At 73.1% G+C, this 21,211-nt stretch carries 15 protein-coding genes; 4 read left to right on the top strand and 11 right to left on the bottom strand.

The window, feature by feature from the left end; genetic code table 11:
• Position 1: 1 nt before the first annotated feature.
• The gene (locus tag ACZ7GX_RS05330) at positions 2–943 is read left to right on the top strand and encodes a phosphotransferase (protein ID WP_498773100.1); all 942 of its coding nucleotides are present in this window, start codon (positions 2–4) and stop codon (positions 941–943) included.
• 74 nt (positions 944–1,017) lie between these two features.
• Here ACZ7GX_RS05330 and ACZ7GX_RS05325 read toward each other — a convergent pair whose 3' ends face one another.
• The 9 genes from ACZ7GX_RS05325 to ACZ7GX_RS05285 form a co-directional block, all read right to left on the bottom strand.
• The gene (locus ACZ7GX_RS05325; protein WP_498773098.1) at positions 1,018–2,022 is read right to left on the bottom strand and encodes a sugar phosphate isomerase/epimerase family protein; all 1,005 of its coding nucleotides are present in this window, start codon (positions 2,020–2,022) and stop codon (positions 1,018–1,020) included.
• Positions 2,019–3,158, bottom strand: a complete 1,140-nt coding sequence (locus ACZ7GX_RS05320; RefSeq protein WP_498773096.1) for a Gfo/Idh/MocA family protein — start codon at positions 3,156–3,158, stop codon at positions 2,019–2,021. Before ACZ7GX_RS05320 ends, ACZ7GX_RS05325 begins: the two co-directional genes overlap by 4 nt.
• A gap of 55 nt (positions 3,159–3,213) precedes the next feature.
• A complete protein-coding gene (locus tag ACZ7GX_RS05315; RefSeq protein WP_498773094.1) occupies positions 3,214–4,260 on the bottom strand; it encodes a substrate-binding domain-containing protein in 1,047 nt (348 codons plus the stop codon).
• A 53-nt stretch (positions 4,261–4,313) separates the two neighbouring features.
• Positions 4,314–5,321 carry an ABC transporter permease gene (locus ACZ7GX_RS05310; RefSeq protein WP_498773092.1) on the bottom strand — a complete coding sequence of 336 codons (1,008 nt, stop codon included), beginning with the start codon at positions 5,319–5,321 and terminating at the stop codon, positions 4,314–4,316.
• Complete coding sequence (locus ACZ7GX_RS05305; RefSeq protein ID WP_498773090.1) at positions 5,318–6,868, bottom strand: sugar ABC transporter ATP-binding protein; 1,551 nt, start codon at positions 6,866–6,868, stop codon at positions 5,318–5,320. Before ACZ7GX_RS05305 ends, ACZ7GX_RS05310 begins: the two co-directional genes overlap by 4 nt.
• The gene (locus ACZ7GX_RS05300) at positions 6,865–8,112 is read right to left on the bottom strand and encodes an ROK family protein (RefSeq protein ID WP_498773088.1); all 1,248 of its coding nucleotides are present in this window, start codon (positions 8,110–8,112) and stop codon (positions 6,865–6,867) included. The genes ACZ7GX_RS05305 and ACZ7GX_RS05300 overlap by 4 nt, the downstream gene beginning before the upstream one ends.
• A 300-nt stretch (positions 8,113–8,412) precedes the next feature.
• Positions 8,413–9,648, bottom strand: a complete 1,236-nt coding sequence (locus tag ACZ7GX_RS05295; protein WP_498773087.1) for an epoxide hydrolase family protein — start codon at positions 9,646–9,648, stop codon at positions 8,413–8,415.
• Between the two features lie 134 nt (positions 9,649–9,782).
• Entirely contained in the window at positions 9,783–10,985 is a 1,203-nt protein-coding gene (locus ACZ7GX_RS05290; RefSeq protein WP_230569628.1) for an ROK family transcriptional regulator, read from the bottom strand.
• Between the two features lie 9 nt (positions 10,986–10,994).
• On the bottom strand, positions 10,995–11,543 hold the full coding sequence (locus ACZ7GX_RS05285) for a DUF6939 family protein (protein ID WP_498773084.1): 549 nt from the start codon (positions 11,541–11,543) through the stop codon (positions 10,995–10,997).
• Between the two features lie 221 nt (positions 11,544–11,764).
• Here ACZ7GX_RS05285 and ACZ7GX_RS05280 point away from each other — a divergent pair, with 221 nt between their 5' ends.
• The 3 genes from ACZ7GX_RS05280 (at position 11,765) to ACZ7GX_RS05270 (ending at position 14,634) form a co-directional block, all read left to right on the top strand.
• The gene (locus ACZ7GX_RS05280) at positions 11,765–12,394 is read left to right on the top strand and encodes a LysE family translocator (protein WP_498773082.1); all 630 of its coding nucleotides are present in this window, start codon (positions 11,765–11,767) and stop codon (positions 12,392–12,394) included.
• Positions 12,395–12,922: 528 nt separating this feature from the next.
• Entirely contained in the window at positions 12,923–14,008 is a 1,086-nt protein-coding gene (locus ACZ7GX_RS05275; RefSeq protein WP_498773080.1) for an S-(hydroxymethyl)mycothiol dehydrogenase, read from the top strand.
• Positions 14,005–14,634: an MBL fold metallo-hydrolase gene (locus tag ACZ7GX_RS05270; protein WP_498773458.1), complete on the top strand. Its 630-nt coding sequence runs from the start codon at positions 14,005–14,007 to the stop codon at positions 14,632–14,634. Before ACZ7GX_RS05275 ends, ACZ7GX_RS05270 begins: the two co-directional genes overlap by 4 nt.
• Before the next feature lie 213 nt (positions 14,635–14,847).
• On the opposite strand, the gene ACZ7GX_RS05265 is transcribed toward ACZ7GX_RS05270, so the two are convergent.
• Both ACZ7GX_RS05265 and ACZ7GX_RS05260 read right to left on the bottom strand, forming a co-directional pair.
• Positions 14,848–17,832, bottom strand: a complete 2,985-nt coding sequence (locus ACZ7GX_RS05265; RefSeq protein ID WP_498773078.1) for a hypothetical protein — start codon at positions 17,830–17,832, stop codon at positions 14,848–14,850.
• A gap of 170 nt (positions 17,833–18,002) precedes the next feature.
• Positions 18,003–20,729 carry an ABC transporter substrate-binding protein gene (locus ACZ7GX_RS05260; protein WP_498773076.1) on the bottom strand — a complete coding sequence of 909 codons (2,727 nt, stop codon included), beginning with the start codon at positions 20,727–20,729 and terminating at the stop codon, positions 18,003–18,005.
• Between the last annotated feature and the right edge of the window lie 482 nt (positions 20,730–21,211).

Here is a 21,211-nt window from a genome sequence, read left to right as displayed (position 1 = left end):
GATGTCAGCTCGCGCGCGTGCCGTCGATCCCGGCCTGCTCGCCCGGTGGTGCGTGGAGCACCTGGGCAGCCCGCCGGCGGCGGAGTTGTTCAGGTCCGGGTTCCTGTCCGCCGTCATCGGGCTGCGGCTGGCCGACGGCCGTGAGGTCGTGGTCAAGGTTCGTCCGGACTCGCCGCGGACCGCGGCGTGCGTGGAGGTCCAGCGCCGCGTGTTCGAGGCCGGCTACCCGTGCCCGCGGCCGCTCACCGGCGCCGCGCCGTTGGGTGGTGACGTCGCGACCGCGGAGGCTTACGTGCCCGGCGGTGCGCTGCTCCCGAGCGCGGAGCGCGCGGCCGAGGCCTTCGCCGAGGCGTTCGCGCGGCTGATCCGGCTGGCTCCGCCGCCGGGCGAGGTGCCCGCGCTCGACCCGCCGCCGTCGTGGGCGGCCTGGAACCAGGGCGGGGACGGCCTGTGGCCGCGTCCCGAGGGCTCTGAAATCGACCTCGACGAGGTGTCCGGCGCGGAGTGGATCGACGATGCCGGGCGCCGTGCCCGTGACCGGCTGCGCGCCGGCGGGTCCGACGCCGTGATCGGCCACTGCGACTGGCTCGCCGGCAACCTGCGCTGGAGCGGCGACGCGCTGCTGGTGGTGCACGACTGGGACAGCGTGGTCGCGGAGAGCGAATCCGTCCTGGTCGGTTTCGCCGCCGCGCTGCACTCGACCGTCAGCCCGGACGACCTGGCCACCGTCGAGGAAACACAGCGGTTCCTCGACGCGTACGGCCGTGCGCGTGGCCGGGAGTTGAGCACCGAGGAACTGCGGCGGGCGTGGGCGGCAGGCGTCTGGACCAGGGCCTATGACGCCAAGTACCAGCACGCGGTCGGCAGGCCCGTCACGTCGCTGTCGCAGGACGAGGCCCGCGAGCGCCTCCGTCGTGCGGGGATCGACCCGCCGAGGCCGTAGCCGACGATCACGCGGCGACGCGACGGGACGACGCCGGCGCCCACCCGGTCAGGCGGTCGCCGGCGTCGGCGGGGTCACTCCCCCGTGCTGAAGGCGGCGTCGAACGAGGCGGCCGGGGGGTCGAAGAGGTGCCGCCGGATGAAGCCGACCGCCTCCTCCGCCCCGCGCAACCGGTCCATGCCGGCGTCTTCCCACTCCACCGAGATCGGACCCCGGTAGCCGATCGCGTTCAACGCGCGGAACGACTCCTCCCACGGCACGTCACCGTGCCCGGTCGAGACGAAGTCCCAGCCGCGGCGCGGGTCGGCCCACGCCAGGTGCGAGCCCAGCCGGCCGTTGCGGCCGTCGAAGCGCTTCTTCGTGTCCTTGCAGTCCACGTGGTAGATCCGGTCGGCGAAGTCGAGGATGAAGCCGACCGGGTCCAGGTCCTGCCACACGAAGTGCGACGGGTCCCAGTTCAGCCCGAACGCGGGCCGGTTGCCGACCGCGTCCAGCGCCTTGCGCGTCGTCCAGTAGTCGTACGCGATCTCCGACGGGTGCACCTCGTGCGCGAACCGCACCCCCACCTCGTCGAACACGTCGAGGATCGGGTTCCACCGCCGGGCGAAGTCGGCGTACCCCTCGTCGATCACGGCCTGCGAGACCGGCGGGAACATCGCCACGTACTTCCAGGTCGACGAACCCGTGAACCCGACGACCGTGTCCACGCCCAGCCGGGCCGCCGCGCGCGCGGTGTCGGCCATCTCCGCGGCGGCACGCTGCCGCACGCCCTCCGGCTCGCCGTCGCCCCAGATCCGCGCGGGCAGGATCGCCTGGTGGCGGAAGTCGATCGGGTCGTCGCACACCGCCTGCCCGACCAGGTGGTTGGAGATCGCGAACACCTCCAACCCGTACTGCTTGAGCATCGCGCGCTTGGCCGGCACGTAGTCGTCGTCCGCCAACGCCCGGTCCACCTCGAAGTGGTCACCGGAACAGGCAATCTCCAGCCCGTCGTAACCCCACCCGGACGCGAGCCGGCACACCTCCTCGAACGGCAGGTCGGCCCACTGGCCGGTGAACAACGTGACCGGTCGGCTCATCGGTGGTCTCCAATCGTGGTCCAGGTCGACTGCTGCCCGGCACTCTCCTCCACCGCCGCGAGCACCCGCTGCACCCGCAGGCCGTCGGCGAAGCTCGGCGACGGGTCGACGCCGCCGCCGATGGCCGTGAGGAAGTCCGCCGCCTCGTGCGTGAACGTGTGCTCGTACCCGAGCAGGTGACCCGGCGGCCACCACGCGCCCACGTACGGGTGATCGGCCTCGGTCACGAGGATCCGCCGGAACCCGGCCGCCGAGCCGTCGTCGGCCGAGAACACCGACAGCTCGTTCATCGACTCGAAGTCGAACGCCAGGCTGCCGCGCGTGCCGTTGACCTCCAGCCGCATCGAGTTCTTGCGGCCCAACGCGTACCGGGTCGCCTCGAACGTGCCCAGCGCGCCGGAGGAGAAGCGGGCCAGGAACACGGCCGCGTCGTCCACCGTCACGTCGGAGAACCCGTCGCCGTCGGGCCGGGAGCGGACGAAGGTCTCGGTGGTGGCGCTGACGCCGGTGATCAGGTCGCCGGTGACGTACTGGGCGGCGTCCACGATGTGCGCGCCGAGGTCGCCCAACGCGCCCGAACCGGCCTTCTCCTTCCGCATCCGCCACGTCATCGGCGACGACGGGTCGGACAGCCAGTCCTGCAGGTACACCGCGCGCACGTGCCGGACCTCGCCGATGCGGCCTTCCTCCACCAGCCTGCGGGCCAGCGCGATCGCGGGCACGCGCCGGTAGTTGAACGCGACCATCGACCGGACGCCGCGCCCGGCGGCCTCCTCGGCGGCGGCGGCCATCGCCTCGGCCTCCGCGACGGTGTTGGCCAGCGGCTTCTCGCACAGGACGTGCTTGCCGGCGGCGAGCGCGGCGAGCGCGATCTCGGCGTGCGTGTCGCCGGGGGTGCAGATGTCGACGAGGTCGACGTCGTCCCGGGCGACGAGCGCGCGCCAGTCGGTCTCCACGGCCGCCCAGCCGTACTTCGTCGCCGCGTCCTTGGTGCGCACCGGGTCACGGCCGCCGAGGACGGCCAGGCGGGGCGTCAGGGGCACGTCGAAGAACCGGTGGACGCTGCGCCAGGCGTGCGAGTGCACCGCGCCCATGAACGCGTGGCCGACCATGCCCACGCCGATCTCTTCCGTCATCAGCAGCCTTTCGCAGCAGTGTCGATCCAGCGACGGTGTCGGTCCGGCGACCCGGTCAGGAGTCGAAGCCGACGTCGAGGTACTGGTCGACGTTCTCCTTGGTCACCACGGCGGAGTAGGTGGTGATGGACGCCGGGATGTCGTGCTCGGCCATGTCGCCGATGCCCTTGGCCTGGCCGAGCAGCCTGGCCAGCGCGATCGCCGAGGACGCCATCGACGGGCTGTAGAGCACGGTCGCCTTGACCACGCCGCTGTCGGCCTTGATCAGGTCCATCATGTTGCGCGAGCCGGCGCCGCCGACCATGACGAACTCCTTGCGGCCGGCGCTGTCGATCGCCGCCATCACGCCGATGCCCTGGTCGTCGTCGTGGTTCCACAGCGCGTCCAGCTTGGGCGCCGACTGGAGCAGGTTGGCGGTCTGCTGCTCGCCGGACTCGGACGTGAACGACGCCGAGACGCGCGGCCCGACGGAGAAGCCCGCCTTCGCCAACGCGTCGCTGAAGCCCTTGCTGCGCTCCTGGGTCAGCGGCAGCGAGTCGATGCCCGCGACCTCGCCGATGATCGGGTTCGAGACGTTCTTGGCCTTGAGCTGCGCGGCGATGTACTCGCCCGCGTTGACGCCCATGCGGTAGTTGTCGCCGCCGATCCACAGCCGGTAGGCCAGCGGGGTGTCGAAGACGCGGTCCAGGTTGATCACCGGGATGCCCGCGTCCATGGCCTGGCGGCCGACCTCGGTGAGCGCCTTGCCGTCGAACGGCAGCACCACCAGCACGTCGACCTTGTCGTTGATCAGCGTCTCGACCTGGCCGATCTGCTGGTTGACGTCGTTGGTGCCCTCGGTGGCCTTGAACGTGACGTCGGAGAACTCGTCGGCCTGCGCCTTGGCGTTCTTCGTCATCGCGGCCATCCAGCCGTGGTCCGCGGCGGGCGCGGAGAAGCCGATGGTGACCTGCTTGCCCGGCTGGCTGTTCTGCCCTGAGCCGCCCGCGACGGCGTTCGGCGCGGTGTTGCCGGACTCGTTGGACGTGCACCCGGCGAGCAGGGCGGCGGTGCCGACGGCGGTGGTTCCCCAGAGGAAGCGGCGACGGTCGAGTGAGGGCATGGCTGACTCCCGGGCGGTGTGTCGGGTCGGTGTGGGTGGCTGTGCCGTGCGCGTCAGGTGGTGTGCCCGCCGCGGCGGCGGGCGGTGGTCCGCTGCAGGAGCACCGCGGCGATGATGATCACGCCCTTGGCGATGTTCTGGATGTCGGTGTCGAGGTTGTTCTGGGTGAAGATGTTGCCCACCACGGTGAAGATGAGGACGCCGATCAGCGTGCCGATCAACGAGCCCCGGCCGCCGCTGAGCAGCGTGCCGCCGATGACGACCGCGGCGATCGCGTCCAGCTCGTAGAACATTCCGTTGGTGGACGCGCCGGAGGTGGTGCGCGCGACGACCATGAGCGCGGCGATGCCGCAGCACAGGCCGGCGATGCCGTAGACGAGCGCGGTGTGCCTGCGGACGTCGATGCCGGCCAGGCGGGCGGCTTCGGCGTTGCCGCCGACGGCGAACGTGCGACGGCCGAAAGCGGTGCGGTTGAGCACCACCCAGCCGACCGCGAACACCGCGGCCAGCATCCAGATCAGCACCGGGACGCCGAGGATGTCGCCGCGGAAGAAGGTGGTGAACCCGGTCTCGGTGACGACCTGCGTGCGGCGGCCGGAGAGCCGTTCGGCCAGGCCCTTCGCCGACGCGTACATGGCGAGGGTGGCGATGAACGGCACGATCTTGCCGTAGGAGATCAGCACCCCGTTGACCAGGCCGCAGCCGAGGCCGACCAGCAGGGCGCACAGCACCATCACCACCGGCCCGTAGGACTGGGTGGCGACGGTGGTCATCCACACGCCCGACAGCGCCACGATCGAGCCGACGGACAGGTCGATGCCGCCGCTGATGATCACGAACGTCATGCCGACGCTGACCACGCCGATCGCCGCGGCCAGCCGCAGCATGGTGGAGATGTTGGCCTCGGTGAGGAAGCTGTCGGGTCGGGTGGCGTAGCCGACGACGCACAGCACCACGAGCACGCCGAGCAGCCCGGTGAGCCTCAGGTCGAGGTTGCGGCGGTGCTCGGGCGGCTCCTGGGGTGCGGCGGATTTCGGGTCGAGGACCCTTGCTTCGGTCACGGGGCCTCCTCAGGCACGACATCGGTGGTGTCGGTGGCGGCGGCTTCGGTGACGGCGCTGCCCGCCATCACCATGTCCAGCACGGCGGACTCGGTGAGCTCGTCGGCACGCCGGTCCGCGATCACCTCGCCGTCACGCAGCACCAGCACCCGGTCGGCGAGGCCGAGCACCTCGGCGACCTCGCTGGACACCAGCACCACGGCCACGCCGGCCGCGGCCAGTTCGTGGATCACCCGGTACAGCTCGGCGCGCGCGCCGACGTCCACGCCGCGCGTCGGCTCGTCCAGGAGCAGCACCTTGCAGCCGCGGACCAGCCACCGCGCCACCACGGCCTTCTGCTGGTTGCCGCCGGAGAACTCGGCGACCAGCCGGCGCGGGTCGGCGGGGCGCAGGTCGAGCCGTTCCAGGGTGGCCTTGGAGTCCTTCAGCTCGCGGGCGCGGTCGAGGAAGCCGGCGCGGCTGTAGGCGGGGAGGCTGGACAGCGTCACGTTGTGCGCGACCGTCAGGTCCAGCAGCAGGGCCTGGGCCTTGCGCTCCTCCGGGGCCAGGCCGATGCCCGCCTTCACAGCGGCGACGACGCTGCCCGGCCGCACCGGTTTCCCGTCGACCGCGATGTGCCCGGCGTCCGGTTTCCGCGCGCCGAACACGGTTTCCAGGATCTCGCTGCGGCCCGCGCCGACGAGGCCGGCGATGCCCAGGATCTCGCCCGCGTGCACGTGGAAGCCGACGTCGCTGAACTCGCCCTTGCGGCTCAGGCCGGTGACCGTCAGCACCTCGCGCGTCGTGTCCACGGTGGACGCCTCGCGGTGCGGGAAGACCGTCTCGACCTTGCGGCCGGACATCAGGTCGACCAGGTCGGCGGTCGGGGTGTCGGCGGGGAGGTTCGCGGCGACCGTGCGGCCGTCCTTGAGCACGGTGACGCGGTTGCCGATGCGCCGGATCTCTTCGAGGCGGTGGGAGATGTAGAGGACGGCGACGCCGTCCTTGGTGAGCTCGCCGACGATGCGGAACAGGTTGTCCACCTCGTCGGCGGCCAGGGCGGCGGTCGGCTCGTCCATCACGATGAGCCGGGCGTCGTGCGCGAGGGCGCGTGCCATCGACACCAGCTGCTGACCGGCGGCGGACAACCGGCCGACCTCCCGGTCGGGGCCGATCTCGGGGTGGCCGAGGCGCGCCATCAACGTCCTGGTGAGGTCGCGGGCCGCGCGGCGACGGGTGAAGCCGAACCTGGTCGGCTCGTGGCCGAGGAACACGTTCTCCGCCACCGAGATGTCCGGGACCAGGTCCAGTTCCTGGTACATGGTGGCGACGCCCAGCCGCAACGCGGCCACCGGCGACGGGAGGGTGGTCCGCGCGCCGCGCCAGGTGATCTCGCCGTCGTCGGGCTGGTGCGCGCCGGCCAGCACCTTGATCAGGGTGGACTTGCCCGCGCCGTTCTGGCCGAGCAGGCAGTGCACCTCGCCCTCGGCGACCTCCAGGTCCACCTGGTCCAGGGCGCGCACGCCGGGGAACGTCTTGCCGATGCCGGTCATCCGGAGCAGGGTCATGCCGAGGCCCCTTCGTGTGAACCGCCCGTCTTCGGGCCGCTGTCCTTGACGGGCACGACGGTCGGGTCGTCCAGCACGCGGCGCAACGCGGCCAGCGCCGCGCCCTTACCGCCCGCGGTGAAGCCGAGGGTGGAGGCGGTGACCCGGGTCCGGCCCTGCTCCTGCGGCGCGACCAGCCAGTCCTGCAGGGCGGCGAAGTAGCCGCCGAGCACGATCTTGCGCGGGTCGAGCACGGTGACGAGGATCGAGAGGCCGGACGCCAGCGCGGCGGCCGTGCGGTGCAGCGCGTCGAGGGTGCGGGCGTCACCGCGCTCGGCCCGGCCGCGCAGGATGGACATGCGCTCGGTCGGCGCGAGCTCCGGGTCGTGCACCCGGTCGTGGCGCGGCGCGCAGGCGTGCAGGAACGCGTCCAGGCCCACCTGCGTCTCCCAGCAGCCGCGGCGGCCGCACGCGCAGTACGTGCTGCCGAGCGGGTCGAGCACCATGTGGCCGACCTCGCCCGCGCGGTTGTCCGCGCCGCGCACCAGCGCGCCGTTGGCGATCACGCCCGCGGCCACGCTGTGGTCGCCGTTGAGGTAGACGAGGTCGTCGACCGGGTCGCCGTCGTGCACGGCGTAGGCGGCGAGGTTGGCCTCGTTGTCGACGTCGAGCCGGTCGAGGGGCAGGCCCGTCCGCGCGGCCAGGCCGTCGACCACGGCCACTTCGCGCCAGCGCAGCCGGGTGGCGGTGGCGGTGCCCGCGGTGCGGTCGGCGCGGCCCGGCACGGCGACCGTGACGGCTGCCCAGTCGGCCTTCGGCAGGTCCTTCAGGGCGGTGCGGGCCAGGTCGGCGAGTCGGTCGAGGGCGTGCTCGGGCGCGCTGGTGTCGCACCTGGTCTGGCGGCGCAGGCGGACGTCGCCGGTCAGGTCGGTGATGGTCGCGCCGACGTGGCCGGGGCGGATGTCGAGGCCGATGCCGCACACCGCGCCGGGGCGCAGCTGGACCAGCTGGCCGGGCCTGCCCTGGGTGGTCGTGGTGCCCGCGCGTTCGGTGAGGCCGCGTCGTTCGAGGTTCGCGAGCAGCGGGGAGAGGGTGGCCTTGGACAGGCCCGACCCGGCGGCCAGTTGGGCGCGGGTGAGGGGGCCGCGGGCGCGGAGCGTGCGCAGCAGGAGGGCGAGGTTGGCCTCACGCCTGCCTTCGGTCTGCGCCTGCATCGTGGCTCCGACTTCGTCGGGGAGTCGATCGAACGAGGTGGTCCAGCTCACGTTCGGGGGTAGGTTGCGGCAGATCCTGGCAGTTGAGCGCGCCGTCTGACAAGAACTTGGGCTCTCTTTTGTCGATTCGTTGCAAAAGTCGGCTCGGTTTTGACGGAAGCTCGCGACTGCGGCCACGCCCGACTGCTGCCGCCGAGGAGTGGAGGTGAGGGAGGTGGGGAGGGGCGCGGGGTGGAGGTCGGCGCTGCGCTCCGGGACACCGACAGGCTCAGCTGTGCGCTCCGGGACACCGATCGGCTCGGTACTGCGCTCAGGGGTGGCCTGGCGGTGGGCTCGTGCCAGGTGGGGTGGTCAGGGCCGCAGGGCGCGGAAGGTCTGGCGCAGGTCGGTGGTCCACGCGTTCGGGTTCTCCCAGGGGATGAAGTGGCCGCCCTGGTCGTGGGCGTTGACGTTCACGTGGTGGAACCAGGTCGCCGGCGGGCCGTTCTCGAACGCTCGGACGCGGTCATCCGCGGTGTGGATGCCCGGTGGGTTCTCGTAGGTGACGAAGGTGAGGCCGACCGGGGCCTGCACGACCGGGGTGCGGTGGTGGGCCGGGGTCCAGGGGTGGCGGTTGGCGTTGGCGTAGTAGCGCATCGAGGTGGCGATCGAGTTGTTCACCCAGTAGATCGTGGCGTGGGTGAGCAGGTCGTCCTTGGTGAAGACCGACTCGACGTCGCCGCCGTGGTCGCTCCACCCGTGCCAGCGCCGCAGCAGCCAGGCCAGCAGTCCCGCCGGCGAGTCGCTCAACCCGTGGGCCAGGGTGGCGCCGTCGAGCACGTGCACGGCGAGGTGGGACGCCCAGCGGTGGTCCAGTTCGACGATCCGGGCGCGGACGTCGGCGGGCTGGTCGTCGGTCAGGGGCCGGTTGCGGGCGAAGTCCCAGGCGCGGGGGCCGGTGAAGAAGTCCAGCGGCAGCCCGGAGCCGATGTGGATGCCGTACAGCTCGTCGGGGTACTTGTGGCCGAGCTGGCTGGAGACGATGCCGCCGATGTCGCAGCCGCCGGCGGCGTACTTCGCGTAGCCCAGCGTCTCGGTCATCAACGTGTGCCAGAGGTCCGCGACCTTCCAGAAGTTGACGTCCGGGAAGCCGGTGAGCGGCCCCGGGAAACCGAAGCCGGGCAGGGACGGCACGATGACGTCGAACGCGTCCGCGGGGTCGCCGCCCGACGCGGCCGGGTCGGCGAGCGGGTCGATCACCTTCGACCAGTGCCAGAACGTCCACGGCCAGCCGTGGGTGAGGATCAACGGGATCGGGTTCGGGCCCCGGCCGGGCTTGCGCATGAAGTGCACCGGGACACCGGCGACGTTCACCTGGTACTGCTCGTAGGCGTTGATGGCGGCCTCGGCCTCGCGCCAGTCGTAGCCGTCCCGCCAGTAGGCGACCAGCTCGCGCAGGTAGCTGTCCGGGACGCCGTAGGACCAGTCCTCGTTCCCCTCGTCCAACGGCGGACGGGTCGCGGCCAGGCGGGCGCGCAGGTCGTCGAGGACCCGGTCGGGCACGTGGATCGGGCTGGGTTCCAGGGGGAAGGCGTGCGAGGTGGTCACGGCGTGGTTCCTCAACGGGACGGCGGGATCCGGCGGTCGGGGGACGGCTCGACTGGGGCCGAGGCTCGGCGGTCGGGGGGCAGCTCGACGGCCGGGCTTCAGCCGGCAGCCGGGGACAGCTCGGCAGCCGGGGTTCAGCCGGCCGGGGAGAAGGCCCGGTCGGTGGCGGACCAGGCGGCGCCCGTGACGCCGGCCAGGTCGCCCAGCTCCGAGAGCACGATGGGCAGGTTGCCGGTGGCCAGCGGCAGTGAGCGGCGGTAGACGGCGCTGCGCACCTCGGCCAGCAGGGAGTGGCCCAGTCTCGACACGCCGCCGCCGATGACGACCATGCCCGGGTTCAGGAAGCTGACCAGGGAGGCGACCACGTGCCCGAGCCGCCGGCCGCCCTCGCGCACGAGGTTCGCGGCGGCGAAGTCGCCGGCCGCGGCGGCGGTGCCGACGTCCTCGGCGGTGAGCAGGCCCTTGTCGTGCAGGGCGGTGGCCAGGGCGACGGAACGACCGCTGCGGGCCAGCGTGTTGGCGTCACGGGCCAGCGCCGAGCCGCCGAAGTACGCCTCCAGGCAGCCGACCTCGCCGCACGCGCAGGCCGGGCCGAAGTCGTCCAGCCTGATGTGCCCGATGTCGCCCGCAGTGCCGGCCACGCCGCGGTAGACCTTGCCACCCAGCACGATCCCGCAGCCGATCCCGGTGCCGACCTTGACGAAGATCAGGTCTTCCAGCGACCGCGCCACGCCGGCGTGGCGTTCGCCCAGCGCCATGGCGTTCACGTCGTTGTCGACCGTCACCGGGCAGCCCCACCGGCCCGCCAGCTCGTCCCGCACGGGATAGCGGTCCCAGCCGGGCATGATCGGCGGCGCGACCGGCATGCCGTCGCGGAAGCTCACCGGACCCGGCAGGCCGATGCCCGCGCCGATGAGCCGGCCCGACGCCTTGGCGTAGACGACGTCGGCCAGCTCGGCGACCCGGCTCAGCACCGGCGCCGGCCCGCTGCGCACGTCGCACTCTTCGCTGCGGCTCTCCAGCACCTCGCACCGGCCGTCGGTGACCGCGACCGTCACCGAGGTCGCGCCCACGTCCACGCCGAGCACGCGCAGGTCGTCGGCCAGGTGGACGAGCGTCGACCGCCGCCCGCCCCGGCTCGCCGCCGGTCCACCGACCTGGACCAGGCCCACGTCCACCAGCCTCGCCAGCTCGGCGGTCAGCTTCGCCCGCGGCAGCTCCAGCCGCTCGCCCAGCGCGACCCGGGACATCGCGCCCTCGTCGCGGAGCAGTCCCAGCAGTTCGGACTGCCTGCCGGAAACCACCCGCGGCTGCTGGCCGCTGCCCGTCGCGCTCATGGCACCAATTTACGGCCAGCGGTCCTCCAGGTGCGCGGCGATCAGGGCGGCGTGGGACAGCGGGGTCCGCAAGTCCGCCACGTCGCCGTTCGTCGTGTAGTCGAGCAACACCACCTCCCCCCGTCGGCTCAACTCCTTCAGCTGCGCCACCTCGTCGGCGACCCGGTGCTCCAGGACCCAGCGGTAGGTGGGCAGGTAGATGGCGCGCCGCGCGTCCTCGTAGGCCAGCAGGCGCTCACCGGCCAGCCCTTCGCGGTGGCCCCGGACCGGGCCCGATCTCCGGACCGTGCGCTTCAACCCGGTCATGGTCTTCACGTCGAGCTTCGCCCGGTCGACGTCCTCGCCCTCGAAGACCTTCAACGCCTGCCAGACGCCCTCCACCGACTGCGCCGTCACCTCCGGCGTGAACGGCACCGGGATGCCGCCGTGCGGGAAGAACGGGCTCAGCCGCACCCACGGCGGCGGCCCCTTCGACGTCACGTCCACCACCGTCGCGCCGGGATGCGTCTTCGCCAACCACGCCGCGCCCCGCCGCCTGCTCGCCACCCGCACCGCCATCGCCGCTCCCCTCCTCGACGCCGTGATGGTGCCAAAGGGGTCCGACAATTCCGGGGGCGTCCACTCCGGACGCCCGGTGTCGCGGCGTGCAACCCGCCGGTGCGGCCCGGCGGTCAGGTGGGAGGACCACGGGTATCCCGTCCCGTCTGCGGTGACCTGCCGGCGGTCCAGTCATCGGGAATTCGCGGGCGCACCGCGCCGGGCGGGTGTTGCATACCGGCATGCCGATCGACCAGCACCTGCTCGCCCTGTTCACGCTGACCACCGTCGTCGCGATGGTCACGCCCGGTCCGGACATGCTGTTCGTCCTCGGCTGCGGGATGCGCGGCGGCCCGCGCGCCGGGCTGCTGGCCACGGCGGGCGTGGCGACCAGCGAGGCCGTCCACGTGATCGTGGCCGCCGCCGGCCTGGCGGCGTTGTTCGCCGCGGTGCCGGTGGCGTTCACGGTGGTCCGCACGATCGGCGCGGCCTACCTCGTCTACCTGGGCGTGCAGGCCATCCGCCACCGCGGGCGCACCGTGGTCGGCGAGCCGGTGGCGGGCGGCATGTCCGGTCGTCGGGCCTTCCTGACCGGGATGGCGACCAACCTGCTCAACCCGAAGATGGTCACCTTCACGATCGCGTTCCTGCCGCAGTTCATCAACCCGGACCTGGGCCGGGTGTGGCTCCAGTTCGCCATCCTGGGCGCCATCCTCATCGCGCTGGAGTTCGTGGTGGACGGCGCGGTGGGCGTGCTGGCCGGTCGCATCGGCGGCTGGCTGCGCCGCAGGCACGCCGCCCGCCGCCGGATCGACGTCGCGACCGGCGGCGTGTTCATCGGGCTGGGCGTCCGGCTGGCCGTGGAGCGCTGACCAGCGCGGGCAGGCCGGCGCGGGCGCAGGGCGGCCAGGCTGGGCCGCAGCCGCGCGGGCCCCAGCCGCGGCGACGTACGGGCGGCCAGGCGGGCGAGCACGAGCGTCGACTCCGCAGCCCGTCGGCGGCGATCACCTCGATCGCCGCGTCCACCGCGCGCTGCCTGCGACCGGCCACCACCTCACCCCCGCCTTCGTCGGGTCGGCGGGCTGGTCTACCCCACCCACCCGGACCAGTGGCAGCGGTTGCGGGCGGAGCGCCGCCTTGCCAGGGTGGCGTTCGACGAGGCCGTGCGACGGGAGGCGCCCGTGCGGGCGTTCTCCCGCACGACGACCGCCGACACCCGGATCGGCCCGACCCCCATCCCCGATGGCAGGAAGATCCCCCATGCTCCTCGGCACCGCCGACCTCGACCCACGCCGGCGAAGCGGGTGCACCACGTCGACCAGGCCGGACCTTCGGAACAGCGCCACGACGACACCTCGCGCGCAGCGACCCGTGCACGCGCACGACGACGGAGGCTCTCAGTGACTCACACGGTTCGTGGCGTGGTGGCCCGGGGCAAGGGCGCGCCGGTCGAGGTGACCGAGGTCGTGGTGCCGGATCCGGGACCGGGTGAGGCCGTGGTGGAGGTCCAGGCGTGCGGCGTGTGCCACACCGACCTGCACTACCGCGAGGGTGGCATCAACGACGAGTTCCCGTTCCTGCTCGGCCACGAGGCGGCCGGGGTGGTGTCACAGGTCGGCGACGGCGTCACCGGTGTCGCGCCGGGCGACTTCGTGGTGCTGAACTGGCGCGCGGTGTGCGGCGCGTGCCGCGCGTGCCTGAAGGGCAAGCCCTGGTACTGCTTCGACACCCACAACGCCGCTCAGCCGATGACGTTGGCCGACGGCACGCCGCTGTCGCCCGCGCTCGGCATCGGGGCGTTCGCCGAGAAGACCCTGGTGCACGCCGGGCAGTGCACCAAGGTCGACCCGAAGGCCTCCCCCGCCGTCGCCGGGCTGCTCGGCTGCGGCGTGATGGCCGGGTTCGGCGCGGCGGTCAACACCGGCGGCGTCGGCCGGGGTGACAGCGTCGCCGTGATCGGCTGCGGCGGTGTCGGCGCGGCGGCGGTGGCGGGCGCGAGCCTCGCCGGCGCGACCACGATCATCGCGGTCGACCTCGACCCGAGGAAGCTGGAGTGGGCGCGCGGCCTCGGCGCCACCCACACCGTGGACGCCGAGTCGGAGGACGTGGTGGCCCGGGTGCGGGAGCTGACCGGCGGGTTCGGCGCGGACGTGGTGATCGACGCGGTCGGTCGGCCCGAGACGTGGGAGCAGGCGTTCTACGCCCGCGACCTCGCCGGCACCGTCGTGCTGGTCGGCGTGCCGACCCCGGACCTGCGCGTCGACCTGCCGCTCATCGACTTCTTCTCGCGCGGCGGCGCGCTGAAGTCGTCCTGGTACGGCGACTGCCTGCCGTCCCGCGACTTCCCGTACCTGATCGACCTGCACCGGCAGGGCAGGCTCGACCTCGACGCGTTCGTCAGCGAGACCATCGCGCTCGACCAGGTCGAGGAGGCGTTCGCCAAGATGCGCCGCGGCGACGTGCTGCGCTCGGTGGTGGTCTTCTGATGGCACGCGTCGACCACGCCGTCACGCGCGGCACGTTCAACCTCGACGGGCAGACCTTCGCCGTGGACAACAACGTCTGGGTCATCGGCGACGACACCGAGTGCGTGGTGATCGACGCGCCGCACGACGTGGGGGCGATCCTCCGGGTCGTCGGGGGGCGGGAGGTGAAGGCGATCCTCGCCACGCACGCCCACGACGACCACGTGCGCGTGGCGCCGGAACTCGCCCGGGCGACCGGCGCGCCCGTGCTGCTGCACCCCGCCGACCGCGTGCTGTGGGACCTGACCCACCCGGACGTGGAGCCGGACGGCGACCTCGCCGACGGCCAGGTGGTGGAGGTGGCGGACGTCGCGCTGCACGTGCTGCACACGCCCGGCCACGCGCCCGGCGCGTGCTGCTTCCACGTGCCCGCGCTGGGCGTGGTCTTCACCGGCGACACGCTGTTCCACGGCGGTCCGGGGGCGACCGGGCGGTCGTACTCGGACTTCGACGTCATCGTCGGCTCGATCTCGCGGCGGCTGCTGACCCTGCCGGAGCGGACGGTCGTGCACACCGGGCACGGGGAGGACACCACCATCGGCGCGGAGGCGCCGCACCAGGGCGACTGGATGACGCGGGGCCGCTGACCGCGCCGGGCCCGCGTGCGGTCGACGACGCGGGCCCGGCGGCCGTCACCCGCGAGTCGCACCAGGAGCCTGTGGCCGGGTCGGCGGCGGCCACCCGGCTGATCGTCCGCCGCATCCGCAGGTCGCGCCACGACGCGCGGCCAGGTCGGCGGCGCCCACCGCGATGATCCAGTCGTCCCGGTCGCCGGGCGGGCCGGTCGGGTGACACAGGCGTCAGTAGATCCGCGTGGACGTGTAGATCAGGGTGAAGCCGGTGTTGGTCAACGCGCCGGCGGAGTCGAAGCACGCGATCCAGACGTGGGTCTCGTCGGCACGGCTGTAGTCGTTGAGCTGCATCACGCTGCAGTGGTTGCCGCGGCCGTGCGCGGTCACGTGGACGGTGCTGCGGATGTGGCCGTTGGTGAAGTACGCCTTGTACTTGCCGGTGGACAGCCGGTCCAGCGTCATCGGGGCGTTGCCCGACGCCCACCTCGTGGTGATCACCGGCGCGCCCGAGGTCGGCGAGTCCTCGGCGACGAGGTAGTCGCCGACCGGCTTGCGCGGGTCGTCCAGCAGGTTGCCCTCGACGGTGAACGCGGCGGTGAACGCGGTGTCCGCCGGCGAGCCGTCCGGCGCCGTGCACGCCAGGTCGGCGAGGTGCCCGCGCCTGCCCACCACCGCGCAGTGGCGCAACGCCGGGCCGACCGCCGTCACCTCGACCGCGCCGCCCGACGAACCGGGGAACTCCGCCGTGTACCGGCCGACACCCGTCCTGGTGACCGCGCCCGCGTTCACGCCGTGCCGCCAGTCGGGGACGAAGGTGGCCGCGGTGGGCTGGTCGTCGAAGACGAACCCGCGCCTGGCCGAGGCGGACCCGGCCAGGTACCGCACGAAGAACGGCACGTCGTCCGGGTTGCCGGCGCGGTCGAAGCACACCACGTCGACCACCTCGTCGGCGCCGTCCTGGAACCACCCCGCCGGCTGGCACGACACCCCTGGCCGGTAGCCGACCGAGCCACCCCAGGCGGCGAAGTCCTGGGTGGTCACCTTCACGCTGCCGCCGGGCGCGCCGACGGCGGGCAGCCGGATCCGCTGCCTGCCGACGGCGACGTGCGTGGCGGTCGGGTGGCCGACGGCCGGCTTGGTCATCTCCCACGGGCCGTAGGTCCAGTTCGCTTCGTCGTTGTCGGGCACGGGCCCGGACAGCCACCGGGTGGTCCCGACCGCGCCGTCGACCGGCCAGACGCGGACGTGACCCCACGTGGCCGGGATCGTCGGGCGGGTCGTGGTGGTGGTCGTGCCGGTCTCGGTCTTGGTCGGCGGGTATCCGGGCCGGCCCGTGTCGTGCCCACCCGGCCCTTCCCGGTCCTCCGGCACGCCACCCGCTGTGGTGCCGTTCGTCGGGGCCGGTGCGGTCACGGGGCCGTCCGGCGCGGTGGTGGTGGGGCCGTCGGTGACGTTCGTGCCCGGCGGCTGACCCACCACCGCGGCGGTCGGTGGCATGGCCGTGGCCTGGTCACGGCTGCCGGACGCCGACATGGTGGCCAGCACGAGCCCCGCCACCGCCACCATCGACACGACCCCGCGCACCACGGCCGGGTTCTCCTGCACCAGCCGTGCCAGCTGGACGCCTCCCGGCGTGCTCGTCAGCACGCCGACGCACGCGTCCCGCGCCGCCTTGGCCGACGCCGCCACCGTGCCGCCCGCCTCGGCGATCCTGGCCAGTAGAGCGTCCACAGTGGACAACGGCTGCCGCGCGGACAGGTGCTGGACCTCCCCGTCCAGCTCCCGCACGCGGGACGCCAGCCGCTCGTCCTGGTCGTCGCCGATCAGGCTCACCGCGCCGGCCAGCAGCTCGGCGGCCTGCCTGGTGTGGCCGTCGTTGAGCCGGCACACGGCCAGCGCGTAGCGGAAGGACAGCTCGTCGCGCACCGAGCCGGCGCCGACCGCGGCGCGCAACCCGAGCCCGAGCACGATCGCCAGCGCGCCCCAGTGCCGGGTCCACGCGAGCGCGGCGGACGCCGTGCGGGCCAAGGCCAGCGCGGTCTCGTGCAGCTCCGCGTCCAGGGTCCGCTCCAGCGCCCGTTCGACGACGTGGATCTCACCGGCGACGGCGGCGGGTCGCGCGCCCGCCACCCACTCCGCGACGCGTTCCACGAGCGGGACGAGGTCGGCTCCGGCGAACGGCGGCACGACGCCGCTGACGCGGTAGCCGCCGTCCTCGAAGTGCGCCAAGCGCTTGCGCGCCAACAAGGCCGCACCTTCGGCCTCGGGCACGCCGCAGACGGCGGTGAGCAGTCCCACGCCCCACCGCACGTCCCCGAGCGCGGCGAGCGTGCGCAGGGCGCGATCGGCCTGATCGGTGAGCGAGTCGAGGACGACGGCGACGCCCTGCGCGAGCACCTCGGCGCTCGACACGCCCTCGGGCACCGTGCCGAGGCGGCGGGCGGAGTCCCGGACCGCGGCGCGCTCGATGACGTCCAAGGGGTTGCCGTCGCACGCCCGCCAGTCCTCTGCCACCTCGTCGGCGTCGACCTGGTCGCCGAGTTCGTCCCGCGCCATGAGGAGCGCGTCGTCGAAGGACAGCCCGCCCAACGGCCGCCGCCGGCCCGCCACCCACAGGTCGTCGCGCCGGGACGTCAGGACGAACACGCTGCGGGGCATCGCGGACAGGAGCAGGAGCGCTTCGTCCGGGGGCAGGTCGACGCCGTCGAGCACCACGAGCGCCCGGACGTCGCCGAGCGCCCGTCTCGCCAGGTCGTCGGGCACGACCGCGTCCGCGTCGACCTCGAAGCACTCGTGCAGGAGTTCCCGGACGGCGTGCGCGGCGGTCCGGAACCGCCCGGTCGACCACACCACGCCCACGTCGGAACCGAGCACGCGCCCGGACAACGCCCCGGTGTTCGCCGCGTGCTGGAGCAGCAGGGTCTTGCCCGAGCCTCTCGGTCCCGTCACCACCACGTGGCTGCCGGCGGCCACGGTGTCGCGCAGGAAGGCCAGGTCGTCCTCACGCCCGCGCAGCGGCGAGCGGGGCGTCTGCTCGACGGTCGCCGGCAGCGCCCGTCGCACGAGGTCGCCGCGCCTGAGCACCGGCCGCCGATCGACCACCTGGTGGACGTGGATGTCCCGCCCGGCCTGCAGGACCTGGGCGGCTCCGAACGCCAGGGCCCGCTGGCCGGGCACCCTCCGCCCGATCCCGGGCCATCGCCGAGTACCCACCGCCAGCCATGGTCCTACGACCTCCCGAAGCGGAGGCCGCAACGATGCGGACCAACCGGGAAATGCTCGGTCCACCGGATCTCAACGGCACGCGCGGTCGGCCGGACGAAGAGGTGTGGCGTCGCGGTCGACCGCGTGCCGGGCCGCGGCGGTCCAGGTGGCCCCGCGCCTCAGCGTGGCGTGGTGGGGCACCAGGACGCGCGGCGGAGGTCGACGTCCTGGCGGTTCGGGTAGTCGCCGCACGACGCCAGCACGGTGGGCGCCTTGCCGTCCGCCACCCGCAGCACGGCCACGAACTTGTCGATCGGCACCTGGCCGTCGCCGAAGTCGATCACCCCGCTCTCGCCGGACAACGCCCGCGCCCCGCCGACGTCGCTCATCTCCTTCCAGATGTGACCGGGCGAGACCGGGATGTTCCCCAGCTGGATCATCGCGTGCACGTACAGGTACAGGGTGTCGTAGGTGAGCGCGGCGTGGCCGTCCAGCGACGGGTTCGCGCCACCCTCGCACTCCTCCGGCATGAGCTCCCGCAGCTTCTGGTGCATCTCGGTGGCCGCCGCGCAGTCCGGCGAGCCGATCGCGAACGACACGTACTCGAACGGGATCTCGGGGTGCTGCCCCCGCAACGTGTCGTTGGCCGCGTAACGGGCGATGTCGTCACCCGCGAGCAGCGCCGGCGGGTCGCTCTTGCACCCGGCGCTCAGCCCGTCCATCAGCTTGCCGAAGTCCGCCGGCCGGCCGGCGAAGAACACCACCTCGTCCTCGCCGACGCCGCACAGGTCCTGGCCGAGCCGCCTGGCGTCGGAGCCCTGCCCGTCCGACGCCGGTCGGTACGACTCCTCGCGCACCCGCAGCCCCTGTTCGGCGAACCGCTCCGCCACGTCGAGGCGCAGGTTGGCCGCGTAGGAGTCCGCCTCGTCGCTGGAGTGCACGATGACCACGCCCCGCTTGGCGGGGTGCGCCGCCCGCACGTGCCGTGCCGCGACCTGCGCCTGGCGGTCGTTGGTCGGCGAGACCTGGAAGTACATCCGGGTCGCGGTGGGCATCGCGTCGTCCGAGAGCGTCGCGGCCACCACCGGCAGCCCGACCTCGCCCAGCTCGGTGATGGTGTTCCTGGTCGGCGTGCTGCTCAACGCCATGCCGAGCACGCCGATGATGCTCTTGTCCTCCGCCAGCATGGGCCGGAGCTTCTCGGCCAGCACCTCACCGTGCTGCATGGCCGAGCCCGCGTTGCTGAGCAGGACCCGGATCAGGGGCTCGTCGGAGTCGGTGCGGTCGAGCAGCCTCGCCTGGCGGGCCGCGACGCCGACCAGCCGGGCGGTGTTGCTGGCCAGCGCGTCGTGGCTCGCGCTCATGGCCGACACGTACACGACGGTCGCGTAGGGACGTCCGGGGTCGCGCTCGTGCGCCTCCACCACCCGCCGGTTCTGGTCCACGATCAGCTGCTGGATCCGGTTGAAGCGCGTGAGGTCGTCGCCGGCGGGCGCTTCGAGCAGCGGCACGAGACCGGTGGTGACGCCGACGCAGTCGTCCCCGATCCGCTGCAGCGTGTGCGCGTCGGGGTTGTCGCGGTCCAGCCCGCAGTGCGCGTGGCGCCAGGACTCGTCCGCCGCGACGATGTCGCGCACGTGCCGGTAGCCGACCGTCGCCACCGACGCGAGCAGCAGCACCACCACGATCGCGAGCACCGACGTGCGCGACCAGACCGGCGCCTGCCGCACGGACAGCGTGGCCGTCGGCGGCACCTCCCCGCGCACGACGCTCACGTCGGGCACCTGCAACGGCAGGAACCACGCGGTGGGCCGGCGGGCCCGGCTGTCGGTGGCCAGCTTGCGCGCCCACGTCTCGTAGGCGTGGCCCGCCTGGCTCACCGACGCCGGTTCGCGCTCGGCGGTGGTCTCCGCGTCCGGCGGCACCTTGGCGCTGCCGGAGATGATGACCAGCGGGTCGAACGCGCCGGTGTCGTTGCGCACGTCGTTGATGATCTTCAGCACGGCGTAGCCGCCGTTGTCGCGGCGGATGCCGTCCAGCAGCACGACCGGGTACACCGTGCGGCGGGCCGACCTGATCCGCCACCACGACCGGCGGTACGCGCGGCGCACGTCCTCCAGGAACGCGTTGACCAGCAGCTTGGCCAGCTGGCCGGTGTCCTCGCGCGGCTCGGCGCTCTCGCCGGGCACGAGCGCGGAGGTCAGCCGCTCGGCGAAGCCGATGAACGTGCCAGGGTCGTGCGGCGCGAGGTAGGGCTGGCGCAGCAGCCACCGGTACTCGCTGCCCGGCACGAGCCCGCGCAGCTTCGCCCGGAACAGGAACGACGGCGCGAGCCGCACCACCAGCCGCACCCACCACGGCGCGGTGCCGGTGGCGTCGTCCAGCACGTCCTTCAGGTCGTCGCCGCTGCGGCGGCCGAGGTCGCGCTCCCGTAATCGGGTCAGCAGGGTGGCGGCCGACTCGGGGTCGGCGCCGTCCATCCGCTGGTTCATCAGCCAGTAGACGAGCTCGAAGCGCCGGAACTCGTGCCGCCCGTAGCGGTCGTTGGCGCCGTGGGCCAGTTCGCGGGCGACGTGCACCAGCACCGAGCCGACCGCTTCCAGCGTGCCGGTCTCGGGCTTGTCGGCGTCGGCGGCCGGTTCGGCGAAGCGGTGGTAGGCGTGCGGCACGCGGCCGGGGTGCGCGCCGCGCAGGTGGGCCTGGAGCGCCTGGAGCAGGCCGTCGGCCGGCTTGCCGCGGACGAGGCAGACCAGCGGGATGCCGCGGTCGCCGCTCGCCCGCGCGCCCGCCCGGCGGCCGGGCAGCTCGCCGAACCGGGGTCGTTCGGTGAGGTCCTGCAGGAGCTTCACCAGCTCGTCCACGACGTCGACCGACGACAAACGCTCCCCTGCACCGTGTTCGGCCACCGGACTCCTCGCGGACCAGCCTCGTCCCACCCTCGGCGGCGTGACGCAGGACTTCCGACTTTAGCCGTCCGGAGGGTCCGGTTCGGGCGGTTCCGCCAGGATCGCCCCACGTCACCGCACTCTTGCGGACCAAGACGGGCCGTGGTCCGGGCATCAACGTCGGCGGCGGAGCCGGGCCGGTTCGACCTCGACCGCGACCTCGACCGCGACCGCGCCGCGCCCGACGTCCGCAACCTGAGCCTCGGGCCGGCGCGACACCTACAACCCGCCGACGGGCACCGATGGCTCCCGTGTTTGCGCCGTTCGAGGCCGGTCCCTCCCACGCCCACTACCCTTCTCACCCGTTAGTGGCACACAGAGCAACAATCGGTAGTGGTTGCTCGCCACAAACGTGACGAGCGTCACCCATTAACGCCCATGCCTTGCCTCCGCAAAACACGAACGGTTACGTTCTCGGCCGCAGATCACGGTTCCATCACCGA

It is taken from the genome of Actinosynnema sp. NPDC037264 (assembly GCF_055603705.1).
The sequence above is the reverse complement of the archived record's forward strand: the minus strand, read 5'-3'. Positions and strand labels throughout refer to the sequence as shown.